We start from the raw sequence: 19,861 nt of genomic DNA, 5'->3' as shown, positions 1-19,861 counted from the left end.
AGCACGTAGTGTTCATGGATTTCTAGGAGGGATTTACGCGTCCTTGTGTGCATATCAACTGATCCATAAAAATAAGCCAACAATTCAAATTATGAAGTCATCGGCTTAAGCAGGATTCGGGTTATATAGGCTTTATCTTTTGATGAGTTAATTGTAAGTAAAATGAGGCATTATAAATAACTCAATTGAATCGCTACAAAATATGTAATGATTCTCGATTTAAACTAAATAAAAAAATATTTTAATAATAAATATTAAATTTAAAAACAATAATTTATATCGGTAAAAATATATATTTTATTTTAAAGTCTTCCCGAATATCCCCCTTTTTACCTGCTTGCAATTAAAGCTTTTCAGTCACATGATTAAGTGATCAAGGCTGCATATCAAGTGAGTAAAATCATGACGCCTGAACAACGCTTCCAAGCCATTTTGGCCCAATCCAAGCAGCATGATGAAGAAAAATCCCAGCGCTCAAAGCTGGAAAATAATCTGATCGTGCTCAGTCATGAACTGAAGGAACTCGCAGAACGCATTGAGGAACAAGTCACTGATCTCATCTTCGCTGAAATGGATCATTTTCTAGAATCTCAAGGCTGGAATTCAGAATTTATTAATACCAGAAATAAAAGATATACCCTGAATGAAAAAAATATTTATCTCAGCGCACTTAAGCCAACGATTGGAAAATTTTTATTTGTGATCAAGCATGACCTATTCGAAAGTACTGAACATCAGGTGGAAGCCTGCTTTAAGGATAGTACGACCTTGAGTCATTTTAAAACTGCCATGCAAGGTGGAGATCTTAAAAATGATATTCCGATCAAGGCACTTGAAGAATGGTTAAAAGGCTTACAGTTGACATTGCAAAAATTAAAAGCTGAAAGTCACAACCTTCAAGCTGATGGTCTGACCTATGAAGTGATTAAGGTTGGTCAGATCCATCATAAAAGACTGCCTAACTTTATCGAAGCCTTTTTATCCATTCTGGAGCATAGATAAGCCTGTTTAAAGTTAGGGTTAGTTTTTAAACTTTATTTACAGGCGCTGTAATTCATTGACCGCACTTCCCTGTTCTGCGAGCCATTTTGCGCGTCGCTGGAACAAGGCTGGAGCAGCCTGATTGACCTGATCAATTAAGATTTGCAGATCAGCACGTACCAGTTTTCGGTTTTCTACTACTATCTGACCGTTCACCATGGTCATGTGCACATCCTGTCCCTGTACTGCATGTACCAGATTGGTATGTAAATTAAATAACGGGCCTTGATCAATCAAGGGTGTCATTCTTGGGGTCGCAATATCTACTGCAATCATATCGGCAAGTTTTCCAGCTTCTAACGATCCAATCTGATCCTGCATACCTAAGGCTTTGGCACCTGTCCGAGTTGCCATCTGACAGACTGACCATGAATCGAGTGCTGCGGCATCTAAACCAGAGAACTTCGCCAGTAAAGAAGCAGTTTTCATTTCTTCAAACATATCTAGATTATTATTTTCTTTCTCGCCATCAGTACCCATTCCTACTGCAATGCCATGTTTAAGCATTTCCGTAATGGGTGCAGCCCCAGATGCCAGTTTCATATTCGAGATCGGATTATGTGCGACACCAACATTATAGTGTTTTAAAATTTCGATCTCTGCTGAATTGGCCCAGACACAATGCGCTAACAGGCATTGAGGTACATCCAGCATGCCCAATTGTTCCAGCGTCTGGATCGGACGCACGCCATAACGCCGGAGATTTTCTTCAACATCAAACTTGCTTTCATTGCTATGCGTGTGAAAACCAGTCTGATATTCATGACACATTTTCTGAATACATGCCAAGGCCTTTTCTTCAGCATAAAACAGATGCTCTAGGCCCACCCAGACCTGAATTCTCCCATTTGCAGCTTGATGCCATTTTTGAATTAAAGCTTCATTGCTGTTGAGGGTTTCAAAATAGTTGTGATCTGGATGTTCAGCCACATAAGGCACCAATACTGCACGTATACCTAATTGCTGTGCGGCCTCAGCACTACCTTCCATATAACGCCACATATCCACAATAGTAGTCGTGCCGGATAGCAGCGCTTCTGCATAACAGAGGTAGGAGGCAATTTTGGAATCTTCGGGAGTCACTACCCGATGCATCGGATCAATAAACTGTTGCAACCAGTCCCAGACTGGCAAACCCTCGGCTGTACCGCGCAGTAAACCTGAGTGACAGTGGGTATTAATCAAGCCCGGCATCAATAAACTTTTAGGATACTGGGTAACTGCAGCTTCAGGATATTGCTGAGTTAATTCCTGTAATGTTCCTACCTGCTTAATAAGAGCACCATCAATCAGGAGGGCACCATCTTTAATACAGTCCAGGTTGGAGTTCATGGTCAGGACATAATCTGCGCTTATAATTTTCATAAAGTAATTCCTGAGATTTGTCCGATTAAGGGCTAAAGGTTTTGCCGAGTGACGCTGGTAAATTGAGTTTCAATAACTTGTTGTCACGTGAAATGAGGACTAAGACGACAATGGTTGCGATGTATGGCAATGCCGATAACAGTTCATTCGGTACTTCTAGACCCAGCGCTTGGGCATGAAACTGCAAAATCGTTACACCACCAAATAGATATGCACCTAACATCAAGCGCGTTGGTTTCCATGCAGCAAAAACCACTAATGCAATTGCAATCCAGCCACGTCCTGCGACCATATTTTCAATCCACATTGGGGTATAAACCGTAGATAAAAATGCACCACCAATACCAGCCATTGCACCGCCAAACATGACTGCACCATAGCGAATCGCTAGCACGTTATAGCCCATGGCATGTGCACTTTCTGGAGATTCCCCAACAGCTTTCAGTAACAGGCCTAAACGGGTTTTACTCAGTACCCACCACACCAGCACAAAAGCAAGAATGGACAGATACACCACATAGTTTTGCTGGAACAGGACTGGCCCTATGAATGGAATATCAGCGAGTCCCGGAATTTTTAGGTTTTCCAGACCCGGTAAGGCCGTACTGACATAATTCTGTCCTAGAAAGGCTGAAATCCCGATCCCAAAAATAGTGAGTGCCAGACCACAGGCGGATTGATTGGTGCTTAAAGATAAGGTAAAAAATGCAAAAATTAGTGCCATCAATGTGCCTGCCAATCCGCCCATAAATAAGGCGCTGGCGACACTGGCTTCATACTGGCTAGCGAAAGCAAATCCAGCAATGGCACCGACCAGCATCATGCCTTCTACCCCAAGATTGATGACACCGGTACGCTCTGCTACCAGCTCACCCAGCCCGGCAAAGATCAATGGCGTTGCCGCAGCGACAGTTCCGGCAACAATTGCGGTTAATTCAATACTCATGTTGTTATCCTTCTTCTGTCTGGATCAGGCTGCTTGCGCAGTGGTCATGGTTTTTTTGATTTTCTTTTTGGTAAAACGGTAGCGGTTTTCAATCAGGGCATCTGAAGCCAACAGGAAAAATAAAAGCAGGCCCTGGAAAATTCCGGTAATCGCGACTGGGAGTTGCAACTGCATTTGTGCCAGTTCGCCACCTAAATAGATCAGCGCCATCAGGAAACCTGAAAGTACGATTCCAATGGGATTTAGTCGGCCCAGATAAGCCACAATAATGGCTGCATAACCGTATCCTGGTGAAATATTCGGATTGAGCTGGCCGATTGGACCTGCAACTTCACAGATTCCGGCAATCCCCGCCATCAGACCTGAAATTCCCAAACTTAACCAGATGGCTTTTTTTGCTGAAAATCCTGCATATTGAGCTGCCAAAGGTGCCTGACCACTGACTTCCAGTTTATAAGCCATCAGACTCTTACGGATAAAAACCCAGAACAGCACCACTGCGATGATCGTGATAAAAATTGAGGCGTTAATCCGTGTGCCTTCCATAATCAGCGGCAGGGTCGCGCTTTCCGAGAACATTACGGATTGTGGAAAGTTCATGCCATCTGGATCACGCCATGGACCATTAACCAGATACATGAGCAGGAAAAACGCGACATAGTTCATCATTAAGGTGGTCAGGGTTTCTTGTGCATTAAAATGGGTTTTTAGCAGTGCTGGAATCAGGCCCCAAATTGCACCACCAATCGCACCCATAATCACCATCAAAGGTAAAATCCACCAGCCGATCTGCTCATGAAACAGGATAGCGATACCGCCACCAAAGATGGCTCCCATAGCCAACTGCCCCTCGGCACCAATATTAAACAGACGTGCACGAAACCCAACAGCTAAACCTAAGGCAATTAAAATCAGCGGACTGGCTTTAATTATCAGTTCACTCAGGTTATAGACTGAGCTTAGCGGCTCAATAAAAAAGATATATAAAGCCTGAGCAGGATTCACTCCAAGCATTAAAAACAATAGGCTACCTACTGCCAGCATGGCGAGTAATGCAAGCACGGGTGAAAGCCATTTCATCAATTGAGAAGGATGTTCTCTAGGTTCTAATAAATGCATATTTACACCTCTTCTCTACGCATGCGCTTCATGGACAGGCTCGGATTCAGCCAATATTGCTGGATCTGCCTGAATACCTGACATGAGCAGGCCAATCTGTTCTGCATTGGTATTTTTAGCCGGGACAGGTGCTGACAGCTTTCCACCAGCCAGAACACAAATCTGGTCGCTAATTTCAAACAGTTCTTCCAGCTCTTCCGAAATCACTAAAATCGCAACGCCTTGGCGGGAAAGATCAATCAGGGTTTGACGGATAAACATCGATGCGCCGACATCAACGCCCCAGGTTGGCTGGGAGATGATCAGCACTTTCGGCTGTTGCAGGATTTCACGCCCTACAATAAATTTTTGCAGATTGCCGCCCGAAAGGCTGCGGGCTTCCGCTTGTGGCCCTGCGGCTTTTACTCCGAATTTTTCGATACATTGCTGGGCAAAAGCGACAGTTTTCTCAAACTGGATAAAGCCCCATTTGTTTAAACCCTGACGAAAAGCAGTCAATAAAGTGTTTTGTGCCAATGTCATATTCGGCACAGCACCACGACCTAAACGCTCTTCCGGAACAAAGCCCAAGCCTAGATCACGTCGCTGACCTGCACTGAGTTCAGAAATGTCATGATCTAATAGAAAGACTTGACCTTTTTTCGCCGTTTGCTCACCGGAAAGCAGAGCCAGTAATTCAGATTGACCATTACCCGAAATACCAGCAATGCCCAGAATTTCACCGGAATTTAGGTTGAGTTGAATATTGGATAAGGACACGCCAAAAGGATCATCAGTTTCGTAATTCAGGTTTTTCACCTGAAACAGCGTGCGATGTTCGCCTGTATATTCAGCATGCGCATAAGTCGGCAATTCCCGGCCAATCATTAATTTGGCCAGTTCACTGGTACTGTTTTCAGAAGGCAGTACATAGCCGGTGACTCTACCATTACGCAGAATCGTTGCTTCATCACAGAGTTCTTTGATTTCATGCAATTTATGGCTGATATAAAGAATTGAGACACCTTGCGAAGCCACCAGTCGCAAAGTTTTAAATAACTGACGTACAGCTTGTGGAGTTAAGACTGAAGTTGGTTCATCTAAAATGAGTAAGGAAGGATTTTGGAGTAGACAGCGGATAATTTCGACCCGTTGTCGCTCACCAACCGATAAAGAAAAAACTTCACGCCGTGGATCTACCGGCAAGCCATATTGTTCTGATACTTCGGTAATTTTAGCCGCTAAGCTTTTTAAATCTATTTTCTCATCCAAACCTAATAAAATATTTTCAGCCACAGTCATGGTTTCAAACAGTGAGAAATGCTGGTACACCATGCCAATCCCCAGTTTTCTGGCCATCGACGGACTTTCTATCTGTACTTCTTTGCCATTCCAGACGATATGACCGCTATCTGCTTTGGTGGCGCCGTAGATGATTTTCATCAAGGTGCTTTTACCAGCACCGTTTTCACCCAGGATGGCATGAATTTGCCCGGGTAGGACTTTTAAATTAATACTGTCATTTGCTTTCAATGAGTTATAGCTTTTGCTGATATTGATCAGCTCCAGTCGTGGAATTTGCTGCTCATTGAGCGATGACGTTTCGATGTCATTTGACATGTGAGGCAGATCGCTCATAACTCAGTCTCCACTCATTTTGGCCCAGTCCATAAAGTGATTCATGGACTGGGGGTGATTTTTCAGGATTTACTTTCTTTTATTTTTAAGTCATACACATAGTGAAAGAATTATTTAGGCAATGAACCTTCAACTCCTTTCACATAGAAGTTCATTTTTCCAAGCGCTTCATCTGTCATTTTGCCGCCTTTGGCAATCACCAAAGTTCCATCTTGTTTATAGATTGGACCCTGGAATGGATGCAATGTGCCTTTATGAATTGCACTTTGTGCATTTAGAGCAGACTGTTTCACCTTGGCAGGAACAGCAGGCCCGAAGTTTTCAATTTTCACTGCATCCTGTTTTACGCCATACCAGAGAGCGGCAGGTTTCCAGGTTTTATTCGCCACTTGCTGTATGGCTGGGGTATAAATTTTTTCCCAGTGCAATACTGAAGCAGCCAGATGCGCTTTAGGACCAAATTTGCTCATGTCTGAATCCCAACCAAAGGCATAAACGCCTTTTTGTTGAGCCGCTTGCACGACTGCTGGCGAATCTGTGTTTTGCATCAGCACATCAGCTTTTTGAGAAATCAGCGCCAAAGCTGCATCACGTTCTTTACCTGGGTTAAACCATGAGTTCACCCAGATGACTTTGGTTTTGACTTTAGGATTGACGCTTTGTGCACCCAAGGTATAGGCATTAATATTACGAACCACTTCCGGGATCGGGAATGAGGCTACGACACCCAAGGTATTAGTTTTGGTGGTTTGCCCTGCCACTACACCCAGCATGTAAGCCCCTTCATAGGTACGTACATCATAGATGCCTAGGTTTTTCCCCTGCTTATAACCGGTCGCGTGCATAAATACGGTATTGGGAAACTGCTTCGCGACTTTTTCCATCTGGTTCATATAACCAAAAGAGGTCGCAAAAATTACTTTATTGCCCTGCTGTGCCAGATTACGAATCACACGTTCAGCATCGGCCGTTTCAGGTACATTTTCGATATAAGTTGTCTTAAATTTTCCGCCCAAAGCTTTTTCAGCTTTAATACGCCCCTGATCATGAGAATATGTCCAGCCATGGTCACTGGTTGGCCCAATATATACAAAAGCCGCTTTATCTGCTGCAAAGCTCTGGCTGCTGACCCCAAAGCCGATAATTGCAGCGGCAATTACAGGCAGTGAAAATCTTTTCATCATCTTTTTTTGTTTGGACATATTCAGCATATAGTGCCTCCGTGAATGCCATTTGAGTTTTATAAATAGCGGCTTTAAAAGATCTGAATCGAAATCAAATATTTTACTGATTGCTATATTTCTATTAATTAGCAACTTCTATTCCAATTCACTCCAAAAAATAGAACAGGTGGATTGCAAGACACTTATAATTTTTAGAATGATCTGTTCTTTTATTTATTTTTATGAATTACAGATATTTAGAACAAATTATTTGGTATAAAAAGTTTAATAGTTAAGAAAGTAAGCCGAAAAATATAGATCTCAATCTAAGTCAATGAGCAAAGCTGCTAGAAAACCAGACTTAGCTCAAGACTAAGAAATTAATAAGATTGAATATTTAAAAATTCTTGTGATTTTCTTTTGATCTGCGCTAGATAAGTGCGTTAGGTCTAAATCTTGTGCGCCAATAAATGGCTTATCGTTGGCAATGTACTGAATGGATAAAATGGATTTTTAAAAATAGAAAATTAAGGAAAGTATTTTTTAGAAAATAGAGACTGGATTGCAGCATTTTAAATTGAGCCCACAATCCGTAAAATCTGTATTTATGATCTTATAAATAAAATGAAGCAGGCTTATGAAAAGAATAATTTCAAATCTTCATCGAGATCGAGATGACCAGAAGTCTTTTTGCAATTGAACCGTTTCCTGTTCAAGTTCCATGATTGGTCCAATCAGCTCAATATTCTTCTGACCATGAGCAAAAACATACTCAGCAGAAACACTCATGGTCGGATTCTCATTGTGGTTTCCAGTACATTGCAATAATTTTTCTTCCGTCATGGCATAGACCACCCGTCCGATATTGGCCCAATAAATCGTTCCAGAACACATGCAGCAAGGTTCAACTGCCGTATATAAGGTGCATTCAGCCAGATAATCCGGCGTAAAATTGCTGGCTGCGATCCGGGCTAAAGTACTTTCTGCATGGTTGACCGTATCAATATTACATTGGGTCAGTAAAACCGTTTTATGATCAGGCGCGACCAGGACTGCACCAAAAGGATGATGGCCTAAAGACATTGCCCGCTTGGCAACCTCATTGGATAATCTTAAAAAAGATAGCATTTGCTCATGGCTAGGCTGTGGCATAAATTACTCTAAAATTAGTAGTTCAATGGTCATAGCTCCTCTAAAAAGAGGATTTTCGACATATATGGAATAAAAAAAGCACCCCAACAGACCAGGGTGCATAAAGGAGGAAATTTAATTTAAACAATATAGCGTTTGCTTAGGCCCCATTCCCCCAGAATGCGGCGATAAGTTGTCGAAGAACGGTCAGCTTCAAAATGTGCTTCCATAGTGATATCCAAAGGTAATTCTTCTGGTTTCTGGCTTTCGACCATGTCCTGATCTTCAGCAAAAATTTGTGCGTTAAAATCGTAAACCGCTTGCAGATCACCAGTCGTATCAAAATTACGGGTCAATGGCACAAATAAACGGGTTTGATTATGAGATACCGGACAGCAGGCATTTAGAATTTTCAGGATGCCATTTTCCGGAAAATGCACCGTTAAAATCGCTGAAAATGGTGGATAAACATCAAACACACGTTTCCACAAAAATCCTTCTGGTGCCAGATGATGCAAGCCATGTGGATAGTTGCTGACATCGCTGACATATTCCGTATGCAAGCCATAAGGGGTGCGTACAGTTGAATACTTTTGCACGATCGGGTTATCACGAGAAGCAAACGATTCATGATGCACCCAGGCAAAATGCGCCACATCAATAAAGCCTTCCAGCTGCCGGCCACTTGAACCACCGATATCAACAAATGGCGGTAAGATCGATTGGTGCTCTTCGCTCTCCCAGGTATCCAGATCAGGGAAATTAGCTTCTGCCTCATCCCGGCTAAACAGGCTTGTCCAGACCAGACCGTATTTCAAGACTACTGGAAACTTGGTTAAGGTAAAACGATCCGAAATGTTAGTCAGTTCTGGTTGAGCCGGTATTTTGGTGCATTTTCCTTGAGTGTTGTAATGCAGACCGTGATAAGGACAAATGATTTCTTCACCCTTTACCCAGCCTTTGGTTAATGGCACCCCACGATGCGGACAGATATCACGAACCAGATGAATGCTGCCACTCTCAGTTTGATATAGGGCCATCTTCACATCCAGAAGTTGTACCTGCTGTGGCGTAATACTCACATCCTGAATACGGGCAACTGGATACCAATGCTGAGCCAGGATATTCCAGTCTGATGGGTCAAAGCCGCTACAGTGCGGTTGACTGAATAAATTAAGCACCGGGATCGCATTCATAGTTCACTCACAAATATTTATCGCATGACAACGGCTTAAATTTTTATCTCATTAAGCTGCCTAGTTGTTCTTTAATAAAATTAGCCAAATGCCTGTTCTGCTGTCTATTAGAATGTTTCGTAGCCCATGTTCCAAAAAATAGAACACAAAACTTTTACCGTTCCATTTCTTTGAAAATTGGCACAGAAATCGCTTATCCACTTGCATAGAACCAGAATCACTTAGTTTCCAGCTGAAAATTATGTGATTAAAACGATATGCAGGTGGATTGACGTGATTTTATGAATATTACTTTTTCAAGATTTTCAGAATATTTTATTGCCGTAGCCAAAACAGGCAGCCTCAGAAAAGCAGCTGATCAGCTTTATATTTCTGTCTCCGCGATTCATCGTCAGATTGCTCTAGCAGAAGAAGAATTTGGCATCGTGCTTTTTGAACGGTTGCCGAGTGGCCTGAAGCTGACATTAGCGGGTGAATTGCTGTATGCAGATTTACTCAAATGGCAAAAAGAATTCCATCAGACCTGTGTACGTTTTGATGAAATTCAGGGTTTATCACGCGGCAGCATTGAACTCGGACTCATTGCGGCACTCAGTGACGGTTTCGTTTTAGATTCTCTACAATATATGTATGAAAACTATCCCTGGATCAATTTCAATATCCAGATTCAGGAAAGTGATACCGTCTCTAAAATGATTATGGATGCTGAAGTTGATTTTGGCATTCTGCTCAATCCTAAAAGTCATAATCAGCTCGAAGTCATGTCTTTTGTGGAAATCCCGGTTGGATTTGTGATGGCCAAATCTCATCCTTTAGCTCAGGCAGAAAAAATCTATTTTTCCGACACTTTATACTTTAAGCATCTCATTCCCTGTGCCCCTTTAATCATTCATGACTATGTCTATAGCCTGTATAAACATCACCAATTTATGCCACAGCAAAAGCTGGAGTGTAATGACATTCGCATGATTACCTCTCTGGCAGAGCGCAACTTAGGGATTGGGGTACTGTCCTATATCGATGCTTTGCCTTATTTAGAACGTGATGAACTGGTGTTTAAACCGATCATTGAAAAAGGTATGCATCCACTGACCCTTGCCCTTTGTGTGGCACCGAAACGGCAAATTTCCCGTATCTCACAAATCATGATGAACTATCTGATCGACCAGATGGAAGATTTGAAAAGCAAATTACAACAGCTCAATGCCTCATGTGCTGCCTGATTCATGTGCAGCACAAATAAAACTTATTGGAAAAAAGATATGACAACCTTATGGATTAAAAATCCTCTTGCTGTATTTACCGCAAATGATCTGGATGCCCGTGGTGGCTTGGTCATCCGCGATGGCAAAATTATTGAACTGGTGGCTTTGGGACAAACCCCAGCATCGCCTTATGACCAGTTCTTTGATGCCCAGAATTTGGTGATTACACCGGGACTGATTAATAGCCATCATCATTTTTATCAGACCTTGACCCGTGCTTGGGCTCCCGTGGTCAATGCTCCGCTATTTCCATGGCTAAAAACCTTATATCCGGTCTGGGCTAAATTGAATACTGAACAACATTATCTAGCCACTCAAATTGCATTGTCTGAATTACTGCTTTCCGGTTGTACCTTTGCTGCGGATCACCATTATCTGTTTCCACAGCAGCTGTCCGATGCCATTGATGTTCAGGTTGAAGCATCAGAACAATTAGGGATTCGGGTCATGCTGACCCGAGGTTCCATGAGTCTGGGTGAAGATTCTGGTGGCTTGCCACCGCAGCATACCGTACAGGATATGGACACCATTCTGCTGGACTCAGAACGGTTGGTGCAGAAATATCACCAGCGTAGTGCTGATGCGATGGTCAATATTGCGCTTGCACCATGTTCACCATTTTCAGTCACCCAAGAAATTATGCGAGAAAGTGCTGCACTGGCAGAAAAACTGGATGTACGTCTGCATACCCATCTGGCCGAAACACTGGATGAAGAAGAATTTTGTCTGTTTAAATTTGGCATGCGCACCGTCGATTATCTGGAAAGTGTAGGCTGGCTTAATTCCAGAACCTGGCTGGCGCATGGCATTCATTTTGATGCCGATGAGATCCAACGCTTAGGGCGGGCTCAAGTCGGTATCTGTCATTGTCCACATTCCAATATGCGTCTGGCTTCAGGGATTTGTCCAACCATGGATCTACTGGAAGCAGGTGCAGTCATTGGTCTAGGTGTGGATGGCTCTGCTTCAGGTGATGCCTCTAACCTGATTCTGGAAGCTCGGCAAGCGATGTATTTACAACGTTTAAAATATGGTGCAGAAGTGATTACGCCTGAACGTGCTTTAACCTGGGCCACACAAGGCTCGGCACAGGTACTGGGACGTGAAAGGCACCTAGGACAAATCGCAGCAGATTTTCAGGCAGATTTAGCGTTTTATAGTCTGGATGATGTGCGCTTTTCAGGGATTCATGACCCGATTGCCGGTCTGTTACTGTGCGGTGCAGACCGTGCCGAACATGTCATGGTGAATGGACAATGGGTCGTTAAAGACCGGGAAATCCTGAATCTGGATCTTGAAGTAGTTCAAGCTGCACATCGTCAGGCAGCGAAAGCTTTACTTGCTGCCTAAAAAATCTATTAGCGAATTCCTGTTATTTAAATATAAAAAGCCCTTCGATATGAAGGGCTTGTTTGCCAAGAGGTTAAACGCAAAATTAATCTAAAGGATTACCAATAATATTACTGATAATGCCTTTCATGATATGCGGTCCCTGCTCTTTACGCAGTTCTTCATACCATTCTTTGGTCACGGCTTCATCTTTCATATGTGTCACATCACAGCGTTTACGTGCACGCAAGACCAGCTCATTGGCACGCTCATTGCGTTTGTTCTGATAGCGTTTCAAGGCATCTTCCAGACCCAGCGTATTAATCTGTAAAGAACGAGCCAGATAGATTGCATCTTCCATGGCCTGGCAACCACCCTGACCAATATCCGGTGTGGTGCTATGTGCGGCATCACCAACAATTACAACACGACCTTTATAGAACTGGGCAAACGGTTCAATATCATGAATTTCAACCCGATTGGTTTTCTGTTCATCCAGCGCGTCAATCAGATGCTGAACCGGCGCACACCAACCTTCAAAATACTGTTTCAATAAGGTTTTATATTCTGCCCGATTATTCTCTAAACCGACCGGCAACGGTACATCAAAGAAGAAATAGAATTTTCCGTCTGCCACAGGCATCAGCGAAACGCGCTTACCTTGTCCGACAAATGTGGTCCATTGATCTGCCGGAGTAAGCTTTTCTGAAATTTCTACCAGACCATTCCAGTTGACATAACCGGCATAGCGACGAGAAACCTGTTCGCCCAGTACATAGGCACGGGTAATGGAATGGGTTCCATCTGCGCCAATCAGTAGGTCTGTTTTAATTTCTGTACCATCCGCAAATTTAACCAGAACACCGTCTTTCTGTTCTTGCAGTTCAACCATCTTCTTGCCCAGCTGAATATCTTCACGGCCAAACTCGTCCATCAACATGTTCTGTAAATCAGCACGTGCCACCGGATATGGACGTTGTCCCACTTCTTCAATCAAAGGCAATAAACTGAACTGGGTCATGGTGTCGCCCGTCAAACCATCAATATAGGCCAGCTGATCCAGCTGACCACCGAGCTTGGCCACCTGCTCAGTTAAGCCCAGATAATTCAAACATTTTACCCCATTTGACCAAAGTGAAATTGCCGCGCCCACCGGTAAAATCTTTTCTGCCTGTTCATAGATGGTGACTTTATGCCCAAACTTTTTTAGTGCAATTCCTGTGGTCAATCCCCCCATCCCTGCACCAATAATTGTAATCTCCATCTATATGCTCCTCTCAAAATTGTGTTTCTTCCTCCCTGTGTAGCTAAAAGCGTGCCATTTCGAAAATAATGCACTGATTTTTCTCAAAAGTTGGCACAAGCCGTGCATTCATCTATTCATTAAAAACCTGTTTTTATAAGGTCTTTCAGCAGAATTACAGACTTTTATAAAAAATTAGATTCACGTTAAACATAATTTGAATGGAAGATAGTTATGGCAACATTATTTGCACCCATTTTCGAGATCCCTGCCCATATCCAGCAGCTTACCAACTTGGCTGATAGCCGGATTGGTGCAGAAATTCTTGAATGTTCAGATGATTTTTTTGCTGAAGCAAAACGAATGTTGCAATTTGATGCACCAATTTTTGTTGAAGATAAATTTGATAATCATGGCAAATGGATGGACGGCTGGGAAACCCGCCGCAAGCGTCATGCCGGCTATGACTGGGCGATTGTCAAACTGGGGGTAGCTGGAACCATCAAAGCACTAGATATTGATACCACATTCTTTACCGGAAACTATCCAGCTTCTGCTGCAGTTGAAGCCTGCTATGCACCAAATGGTGACTTAAGCACCGCAACCTGGCACTCAATTTTACCAAACAGTATATTAGGTCCGAGCCAGCATCATATTTTTAATATTGATTCAGACGAAGTCTTTACACATGTACGCCTAAATATTTTCCCTGACGGGGGTGTAGCTCGCTTTAAAGTCTATGGTGAAGTAAAAATTCAGGTTCAGGACAGCAATCAGGTGATTGATCTGGTCGCTCTGGAAAATGGCGGTCGTGTCATTGCCTATAGTGATGCGCACTTTGGTCATCCACGTAATCTGATTAATCCGGGGCGTGGCATCAATATGGGTGATGGCTGGGAAACCAAGCGCCGTCGTGCACCCGGCTTTGACTGGTGTATCTTGGCTCTGGGTCAGAGTGGTCAGATTGAAAAAATTGAGATTGATACCGCGCATTTTAAAGGTAACTTTCCTGCTCAAGTCTCTATCCAAGCGATTTATATTGAAGATGCGACTGACCAGCAGTTAATTCCGCAAAGTATGTTCTGGCCATTCCTGCTTGAAGTACAAGATATGCAGATGGATCATATTCATAGCTTTGTTGAGGAAATTTTAAAACAGGAAAAAATTTCTCATATTCGGGTGAACATGATTCCGGATGGCGGCATTAGCCGGATTCGACTGTGGGGAAAAGTTGCCTGAGTAATTATATCTATGAGCATGCAAACCATAAAAATACAGCCCTTAACTGCTGAAAGTTTCTTGCCTTATGGCGAGGTCATTGCCTGCGAAGGCAATGATTTTTTCCATATTAATGATCAGCAGACCGAGCGTTATCATGCTCTGGCGGTTGCTGAAACAGATGCTAAAGTTGGTCTAAGTATTTTTAGAAATATTCAGACTACAGCCATTCCCTTTGCAATCGAAATGCTGGAACGTCACCCTGTCGGTTCACAAGCGTTCATCCCGATGCAGGGCCAGAAATTTCTAATTGTGGTTGCGCCTAATCTGGATCATGAAAAGCCTGATCTCAGTCAAATTCAGGCTTTTATCAGTAATGGTACACAAAGTGTAAATTACCGTGCCGGTACCTGGCATCATCCTTTGCTGACCTTTGAAGCTCCGAGTGATTTTGTGGTGATCGATCGGATCGGCACTGGTCCAAACTGTGATGTTTATACTTTTCCTGAAAAGATTTTTATCGAAAATTAAGCCCATTAAAAAAGCCCTTATCAATAAGGGCTTTTAAATTTCTTATTTCTTATTTTAGAAATGATATTTCACTAAAGCACTCACGTTATTTTCATCTGCATCCGGAATACCGTATTTGTTATTCCAAACCGAATGCTCAATACCGAGATATAAATTGGTGTCAGGAGAAATATGCTTGCCGACATTCCATTTCCACTGAGTCGTCCAGTTCATCTCACTCGCATGATCATCTTCAGCAGTTGACCAGTCCAGGAAGCCATCTACCAGGAATTCTTCAGTACCCAATTTAAATGGCACACCATAGGTCAAGGTGAGCTGATAGTCGTCTTCCATATTTTCGTTATTTACACGATAAAGATTCACGCTGGCATAATTGAATTTTGGAATAGCCAGGTCGAAACCTACGCCGTACAGGAAGTTATCAAAACCTTCACCACCTTCCCAAGTCGTTGCTACCAGAACATCTTTCACTGGACCAAATGCCAGCTTTTGACCTGAAACTTCACCCAGACTTAAACGTGGTGAAAATTCAAAATAGCTTGATTTAATATCGTCAGAACCACGCATACGGTCAATGAAAAAGAAGACATCTGCATATTTAACTTTTGCAGCGTATTCAACAGTTAGGGTTGCCTGTTTTTCATCTACAACTTCATAGTTTTCCCCATAAAGCCCAGTAACGCTAAAATCCTGCCAGACTGGTTTTGCCTGTGCAGATGCTGCACCCCATGCAAGTAATGTTGCAGCAGCAACTTGAGTAAATTTCATAAATAAGGTTCCCCAATGGAATTAAAAATCTCATTCTGGATTAAGCAAGAACAAAGCCAACTTTTTTAATTTTTGATAAAAAAGCCCATGACTGGCATGGGCATATGGAGGAAATCATACTTTAATGCAGCGTTTCTGCAATCTTTTCCGGAACCTCTGTTTTCGACTTGAACATTTGCAGATGATTAAACAGAATGTTTAAAAGGATCGCCATTAAACAGGTTGAACTGATGCCAGAATGAAATAGGGTTTGAAACCATTTTGGAAAATTAGCATAGAAAGAATAGTCAATAATCGGGATCATGCCGGCTGCAATTGAAGTTGCAACAATAATCAAATTCTTTTGCTCGTTATAATCAATTTTTGCCAGAGTTCGGATGCCGCTTGCAGCCACTGTACCAAATAGCACCAATCCTGCACCACCAAGTACCGGAACCGGAATTGCGGCGATTAGTCGGCCCATAATTGGAAGTAATCCCAAAACCACTAAAATCATACCGCCAGCAGCGACCACAAAACGGCTTTTAATCCCGGTAATGGCTACCAGCCCGACGTTCTGTGCAAAAGCACTTTGCATGAATGAACCAAAAATCGGTGCAACTGCACTTGAGAACATATCTGCACGCAGACCATTGGAAATACGTTCTGAATCTACTTTGGTTCCAACAATTTCACCCACAGCAATAATATCAGCTGTTGTTTCAGTCATAATCACCAGCGTCACGATCAGCATGGAAATGATTGCACTGAGTTCAAAAGTTGGCATGCCGAAAGCAAAGAAACTCGGAAATTGTACCCATGCACCATTGCCGACTTTACTAAAATCGCCAAAACCAAACAGATAAGCCAGCATTGAACCCAATACGATCGCCAATAAAATAGACAGGCGACGAATCGAGGCATTTCTACTCAAGTTTAGACAGATCACAATGGCCAAGGTCATCACGGCCAAACTGATATTTTCTACACTTCCCCATTCAGGTGCATTTTTATTGCCCCCCATCATCCAGCGAACGGCTACGGGTAAAAGTGATAAACCGATAATCGTGATCACACAGCCGGTCACGACTGGCGGGAAAAAACGGATAATTCTAGAAAAATAAGGCGCAAGGAAGAAACCAATTAATGAAGCTATGATGACTGCACCATAAACAGCTGATAAGCCGCCACCTGTAGTTACAATCGCCACCATCGTCGCCACACCCGCAAAGGAAACCCCTTGTACCAGTGGCAATTTAGCCCCGATATATTTCACTCCAATGGTTTGTAAAATCGTAGCCAGACCGCCAACAAACAATGCAGCCGCAATCAATAAACCGATTTGTGTAGCTTCCAAACCTGCGGCAGTACCCACAATGAGTGGTGGTGCGATAATACCACCGTACATGGTCAATACATGTTGCAAGCCATAGGCTGCACTTTTGCCTGCGCCCAGATATTCATGTTCTGGTGAAATGTTTGTGCTTTGTTCTGTCATTCTTTTTCTCTCCCTGAAAGCTTGAATAAAAAAATCAGCTTCCGCGATATGTGGAGTACGCGAATGGGCTGATCAGTAAAGGAATATGAAAGTGCTGAGAGGCATCTTTCACCTGAAAATGAATGACTGCTTTAGGAAAGAAAGTTTCTAGACCTAAGCCTTCAAAATAATCAGAAGTAGCAAATTCAAGACTGTATTTACCTTCCTCAAATTCGGTTAAACCAAAATCTGTGACTCGACCATCTGCATTGGTAAATGCTTTTCCGAGTAATTCACCTTCTTCATCAAAGAGTTTGATTAAAACATGTGCTGCAGGTTTGCCGAGATGCGTATCTAAGATATGAGTGCTGATCATGCTTGCAGCTCCTGTGACAGTCTTAATAAAGCGATTTCCGCCAGTTGCGTATGAACAATACCTTTTTCAGTTTCCGGATCATTAGCTAAACGATCTTTCAAGGCATTCAGCACTTCTTGGCTATTTAGACCAGCCGCTTTAATCAGGAAGATATAACCGTATTTTTTTTCATAAGCGATATTGCCTTCTAGCAAAGCTTGCTGAGTTGCTTCGTCCTGAGTTATCGCAGCCTGTTCACGATTGGAAAAGTTTTTTTCAACTTCGCTTAATTCAGCCTGTGCCTTTTTTTCACCAATACGTGGATGATTATCCAAAGCTGCTTTGATTTCGTCCCAGGTCCAGGTTGCAGCCTGTTGTCTGGCTATATTCAATATATCTTCAACAGATGCATAAGGACGCTTTGCTTCAATCTGGGTCGACCAGCTCGGTATTTGCACACAGTGCTTTAAAAACGTAATGGCCTCTTCTGGAGATGCCTGATTAAATTCAACGAGTTGCACTATTAAATCGCCTGATGATATTCATTTTTTGTTCAGTACAGGTTTTGCAATAATAGTGCCAAATCGTCTTGATCTTATATTTTTATATGATGTATAAAGCAAAAAAAGAGAACTCAAGGTTCTCTTTTTTAATATATTTTTCTCAGTTTGATGCGTGATATTTATACCAATGTGCTGCAATATCACCCCGTCGGCAAATCCAGACCTTTTCATGACCTTGCACATAATCGAGGAACTTTTGTAGGGCTTTAAAGCGTCCCGGCCGCCCTAAAATACGACAATGCATCCCGATCGATAGCATTTTTGGTTCAGTTTCACCTTCAGCATAGAGTACATCAAAGGCATCTTTTAAATATTGATAGAATTGTTCCCCGCTATTAAAGCCGCCCGGTGAACTAAATTTCATATCATTGCTTTCTAAAGTATAGGGGATGATCAAATGAGGGCGTGTTTCCCCTGCCCGATTGGTCAATGTGCTCCAAAATGGCAAGTCATCTCCGTAGTTGTCGCAGTCATATTGAATCTGAGGAAATTCAGCCAGTAATTGACGGGTATTTGGACTATCCCGACCGGTATACCAGCCGATTGGTGCTTTGCCGAACAGGGCTTCCAATACGCTAATCGCCTGATCCATATATTGGCGTTCAAGTTCAATCGGCATGTCCTGATAATGTACCCAGCGCTGACCATGTGAAACTACATCATAATTGGCTTCTTTAATCGCTTCGACTATATAAGGGTTGCGGATTAAAGCCATCCCAACCCCAAAAATGGTCATCGGCAGATTACGCTTTTTAAACTCGTTATGAATCCGCCAGAAGCCAGCACGTGAGCCATATTCATACATAGAATCCATCGACATATGTTTGTCTGGAAAGCTGGCTGCGCCAATAATGTCAGATAGAAATTGTTCTGAACCGGCATCCCCATGTTCAACGTGGTTTTCACCACCTTCTTCATAATTCAGTACAAACTGAACTGCGACACGGGCCTGATTAGGCCATTCTACTTTTGGTATATCGCCATGATAGCCAATCAAGTCACGTGAATAAGGCTGGTTTCGAATTTGATCTATGAGTTCTTGTCCGCGTAGATATGTGCTGGTCACGTTTAATCCCTGATGTGTTATATCAAACAGTAAAATTGAATAAGCGTGATAAGCAATTTATGCGCCATAATAGAACATCTATGAAATTTAAAAATATTCCTAATATTTCTTATCATTCCACAAGTTTAATTAGATAAAAATGCTGCTAAAGTTTTAGTATTTTTATCTAGAATTGGGTGATTAGGAACAGTGATTTTAAAACTATTAGGTTTTAGAACAGCCTCATAAACTTTAATATCTTGTTGATAGTATTTATTAAAATAATTGGTGGTGTATCAAAAAGTATGCTAAAAAAAAGCAGGTTGAATTTTGATAAAATAGAGAAATGCAAATAACTCTAGAAATCAAATGTCCAACCTGCCTCAGTGACAGTATAAAGAAAAATGGCATCAAAGTAGATGGGAAACAAAACTACCAATGCAAAGACTGCAAACGTCAGTTTATTGGTGACCATGCTCTGAGCTATCTAGGATGTAATTCTGGCATTAC

At 42.4% G+C, this 19,861-nt stretch carries 19 protein-coding genes and 1 pseudogene; 7 read left to right on the top strand and 13 right to left on the bottom strand.

The annotated features are described in order from the left end of the window. A pseudogene (locus ACEWB7_RS14370) lies at window positions 1-109 on the top strand (IS982 family transposase); the annotation flags it as partial. Between the two features lie 293 nt (window positions 110-402). After that, complete coding sequence (locus ACEWB7_RS14365; RefSeq protein WP_166139541.1) at window positions 403-1,002, top strand: hypothetical protein; 600 nt, start codon at window positions 403-405, stop codon at window positions 1,000-1,002. Window positions 1,003-1,038: 36 nt separating this feature from the next. On the opposite strand, the gene ACEWB7_RS14360 is transcribed toward ACEWB7_RS14365, so the two are convergent. The 7 genes from ACEWB7_RS14360 to ACEWB7_RS14330 form a co-directional block, all read right to left on the bottom strand. Further along, entirely contained in the window at window positions 1,039-2,406 is a 1,368-nt protein-coding gene (locus ACEWB7_RS14360) for an amidohydrolase (protein WP_312317588.1), read from the bottom strand. Between the two features lie 25 nt (window positions 2,407-2,431). After that, complete coding sequence (locus tag ACEWB7_RS14355; protein WP_125278682.1) at window positions 2,432-3,352, bottom strand: ABC transporter permease; 921 nt, start codon at window positions 3,350-3,352, stop codon at window positions 2,432-2,434. Between the two features lie 24 nt (window positions 3,353-3,376). Next, window positions 3,377-4,471 carry an ABC transporter permease gene (locus ACEWB7_RS14350; protein ID WP_312317586.1) on the bottom strand — a complete coding sequence of 365 codons (1,095 nt, stop codon included), beginning with the start codon at window positions 4,469-4,471 and terminating at the stop codon, window positions 3,377-3,379. A gap of 15 nt (window positions 4,472-4,486) precedes the next feature. Further along, a complete protein-coding gene (locus ACEWB7_RS14345) occupies window positions 4,487-6,088 on the bottom strand; it encodes an ABC transporter ATP-binding protein (RefSeq protein WP_312317583.1) in 1,602 nt (533 codons plus the stop codon). 110 nt (window positions 6,089-6,198) lie between these two features. Next, complete coding sequence (locus ACEWB7_RS14340; protein WP_376745848.1) at window positions 6,199-7,299, bottom strand: BMP family ABC transporter substrate-binding protein; 1,101 nt, start codon at window positions 7,297-7,299, stop codon at window positions 6,199-6,201. Between the two features lie 612 nt (window positions 7,300-7,911). After that, window positions 7,912-8,403 carry a nucleoside deaminase gene (locus ACEWB7_RS14335; protein ID WP_312317581.1) on the bottom strand — a complete coding sequence of 164 codons (492 nt, stop codon included), beginning with the start codon at window positions 8,401-8,403 and terminating at the stop codon, window positions 7,912-7,914. A gap of 119 nt (window positions 8,404-8,522) precedes the next feature. Beyond that, on the bottom strand, window positions 8,523-9,578 hold the full coding sequence (locus tag ACEWB7_RS14330; RefSeq protein ID WP_312317579.1) for a Rieske 2Fe-2S domain-containing protein: 1,056 nt from the start codon (window positions 9,576-9,578) through the stop codon (window positions 8,523-8,525). Between the two features lie 281 nt (window positions 9,579-9,859). Between ACEWB7_RS14330 and ACEWB7_RS14325 the strand changes: the two genes are divergently transcribed. Then, window positions 9,860-10,801, top strand: coding sequence for a LysR family transcriptional regulator (locus ACEWB7_RS14325; protein ID WP_180179526.1), 942 nt, complete (start codon window positions 9,860-9,862; stop codon window positions 10,799-10,801). Window positions 10,802-10,840: 39 nt separating this feature from the next. Beyond that, window positions 10,841-12,193 (top strand): 8-oxoguanine deaminase, encoded by a 1,353-nt coding sequence (locus ACEWB7_RS14320; protein ID WP_312317574.1) that lies wholly within the window; start codon window positions 10,841-10,843, stop codon window positions 12,191-12,193. 85 nt (window positions 12,194-12,278) lie between these two features. Here ACEWB7_RS14320 and hpxO read toward each other — a convergent pair whose 3' ends face one another. Beyond that, entirely contained in the window at window positions 12,279-13,436 is a 1,158-nt protein-coding gene (gene hpxO, locus ACEWB7_RS14315) for an FAD-dependent urate hydroxylase HpxO (RefSeq protein WP_262737539.1), read from the bottom strand. Between the two features lie 213 nt (window positions 13,437-13,649). On the opposite strand from hpxO, the gene alc reads away from it, so the two are divergent. Together alc and ACEWB7_RS14305 are read left to right on the top strand one after the other, a co-directional pair. Continuing rightward, entirely contained in the window at window positions 13,650-14,654 is a 1,005-nt protein-coding gene (gene alc, locus ACEWB7_RS14310) for an allantoicase (RefSeq protein ID WP_262737540.1), read from the top strand. Between the two features lie 12 nt (window positions 14,655-14,666). Continuing rightward, window positions 14,667-15,164, top strand: coding sequence for an ureidoglycolate lyase (locus ACEWB7_RS14305; protein WP_175967571.1), 498 nt, complete (start codon window positions 14,667-14,669; stop codon window positions 15,162-15,164). Between the two features lie 54 nt (window positions 15,165-15,218). On the opposite strand, the gene ACEWB7_RS14300 is transcribed toward ACEWB7_RS14305, so the two are convergent. The 5 genes from ACEWB7_RS14300 to puuE all read right to left on the bottom strand — a co-directional run bounded on the left by ACEWB7_RS14300 (window position 15,219) and on the right by puuE (window position 19,372). Next, window positions 15,219-15,932: an outer membrane protein OmpK gene (locus ACEWB7_RS14300; RefSeq protein WP_005235592.1), complete on the bottom strand. Its 714-nt coding sequence runs from the start codon at window positions 15,930-15,932 to the stop codon at window positions 15,219-15,221. A 121-nt stretch (window positions 15,933-16,053) separates the two neighbouring features. Then, window positions 16,054-17,409: a nucleobase:cation symporter-2 family protein gene (locus tag ACEWB7_RS14295; protein WP_125278692.1), complete on the bottom strand. Its 1,356-nt coding sequence runs from the start codon at window positions 17,407-17,409 to the stop codon at window positions 16,054-16,056. Window positions 17,410-17,443: 34 nt separating this feature from the next. Further along, window positions 17,444-17,764, bottom strand: a complete 321-nt coding sequence (gene uraH, locus ACEWB7_RS14290; RefSeq protein ID WP_005235589.1) for a hydroxyisourate hydrolase — start codon at window positions 17,762-17,764, stop codon at window positions 17,444-17,446. Next, window positions 17,761-18,264 carry a 2-oxo-4-hydroxy-4-carboxy-5-ureidoimidazoline decarboxylase gene (gene uraD / locus ACEWB7_RS14285; RefSeq protein ID WP_175967567.1) on the bottom strand — a complete coding sequence of 168 codons (504 nt, stop codon included), beginning with the start codon at window positions 18,262-18,264 and terminating at the stop codon, window positions 17,761-17,763. Before uraD ends, uraH begins: the two co-directional genes overlap by 4 nt. Window positions 18,265-18,406: 142 nt before the next feature. After that, window positions 18,407-19,372, bottom strand: a complete 966-nt coding sequence (gene puuE, locus ACEWB7_RS14280; protein WP_262737541.1) for an allantoinase PuuE — start codon at window positions 19,370-19,372, stop codon at window positions 18,407-18,409. 325 nt (window positions 19,373-19,697) lie between these two features. Between puuE and ACEWB7_RS14275 the strand changes: the two genes are divergently transcribed. Then, a partial coding sequence (locus ACEWB7_RS14275; protein WP_411580918.1) for an IS1 family transposase occupies window positions 19,698-19,861 on the top strand: 164 nt, incomplete at its 3' end.

The organism is Acinetobacter sp. NIOH-H-8, from assembly GCF_046635365.1.
In the GTDB taxonomy this organism is placed as follows: domain Bacteria; phylum Pseudomonadota; class Gammaproteobacteria; order Pseudomonadales; family Moraxellaceae; genus Acinetobacter.
The sequence above is the reverse complement of the archived record's forward strand: the minus strand, read 5'-3'. Positions and strand labels throughout refer to the sequence as shown.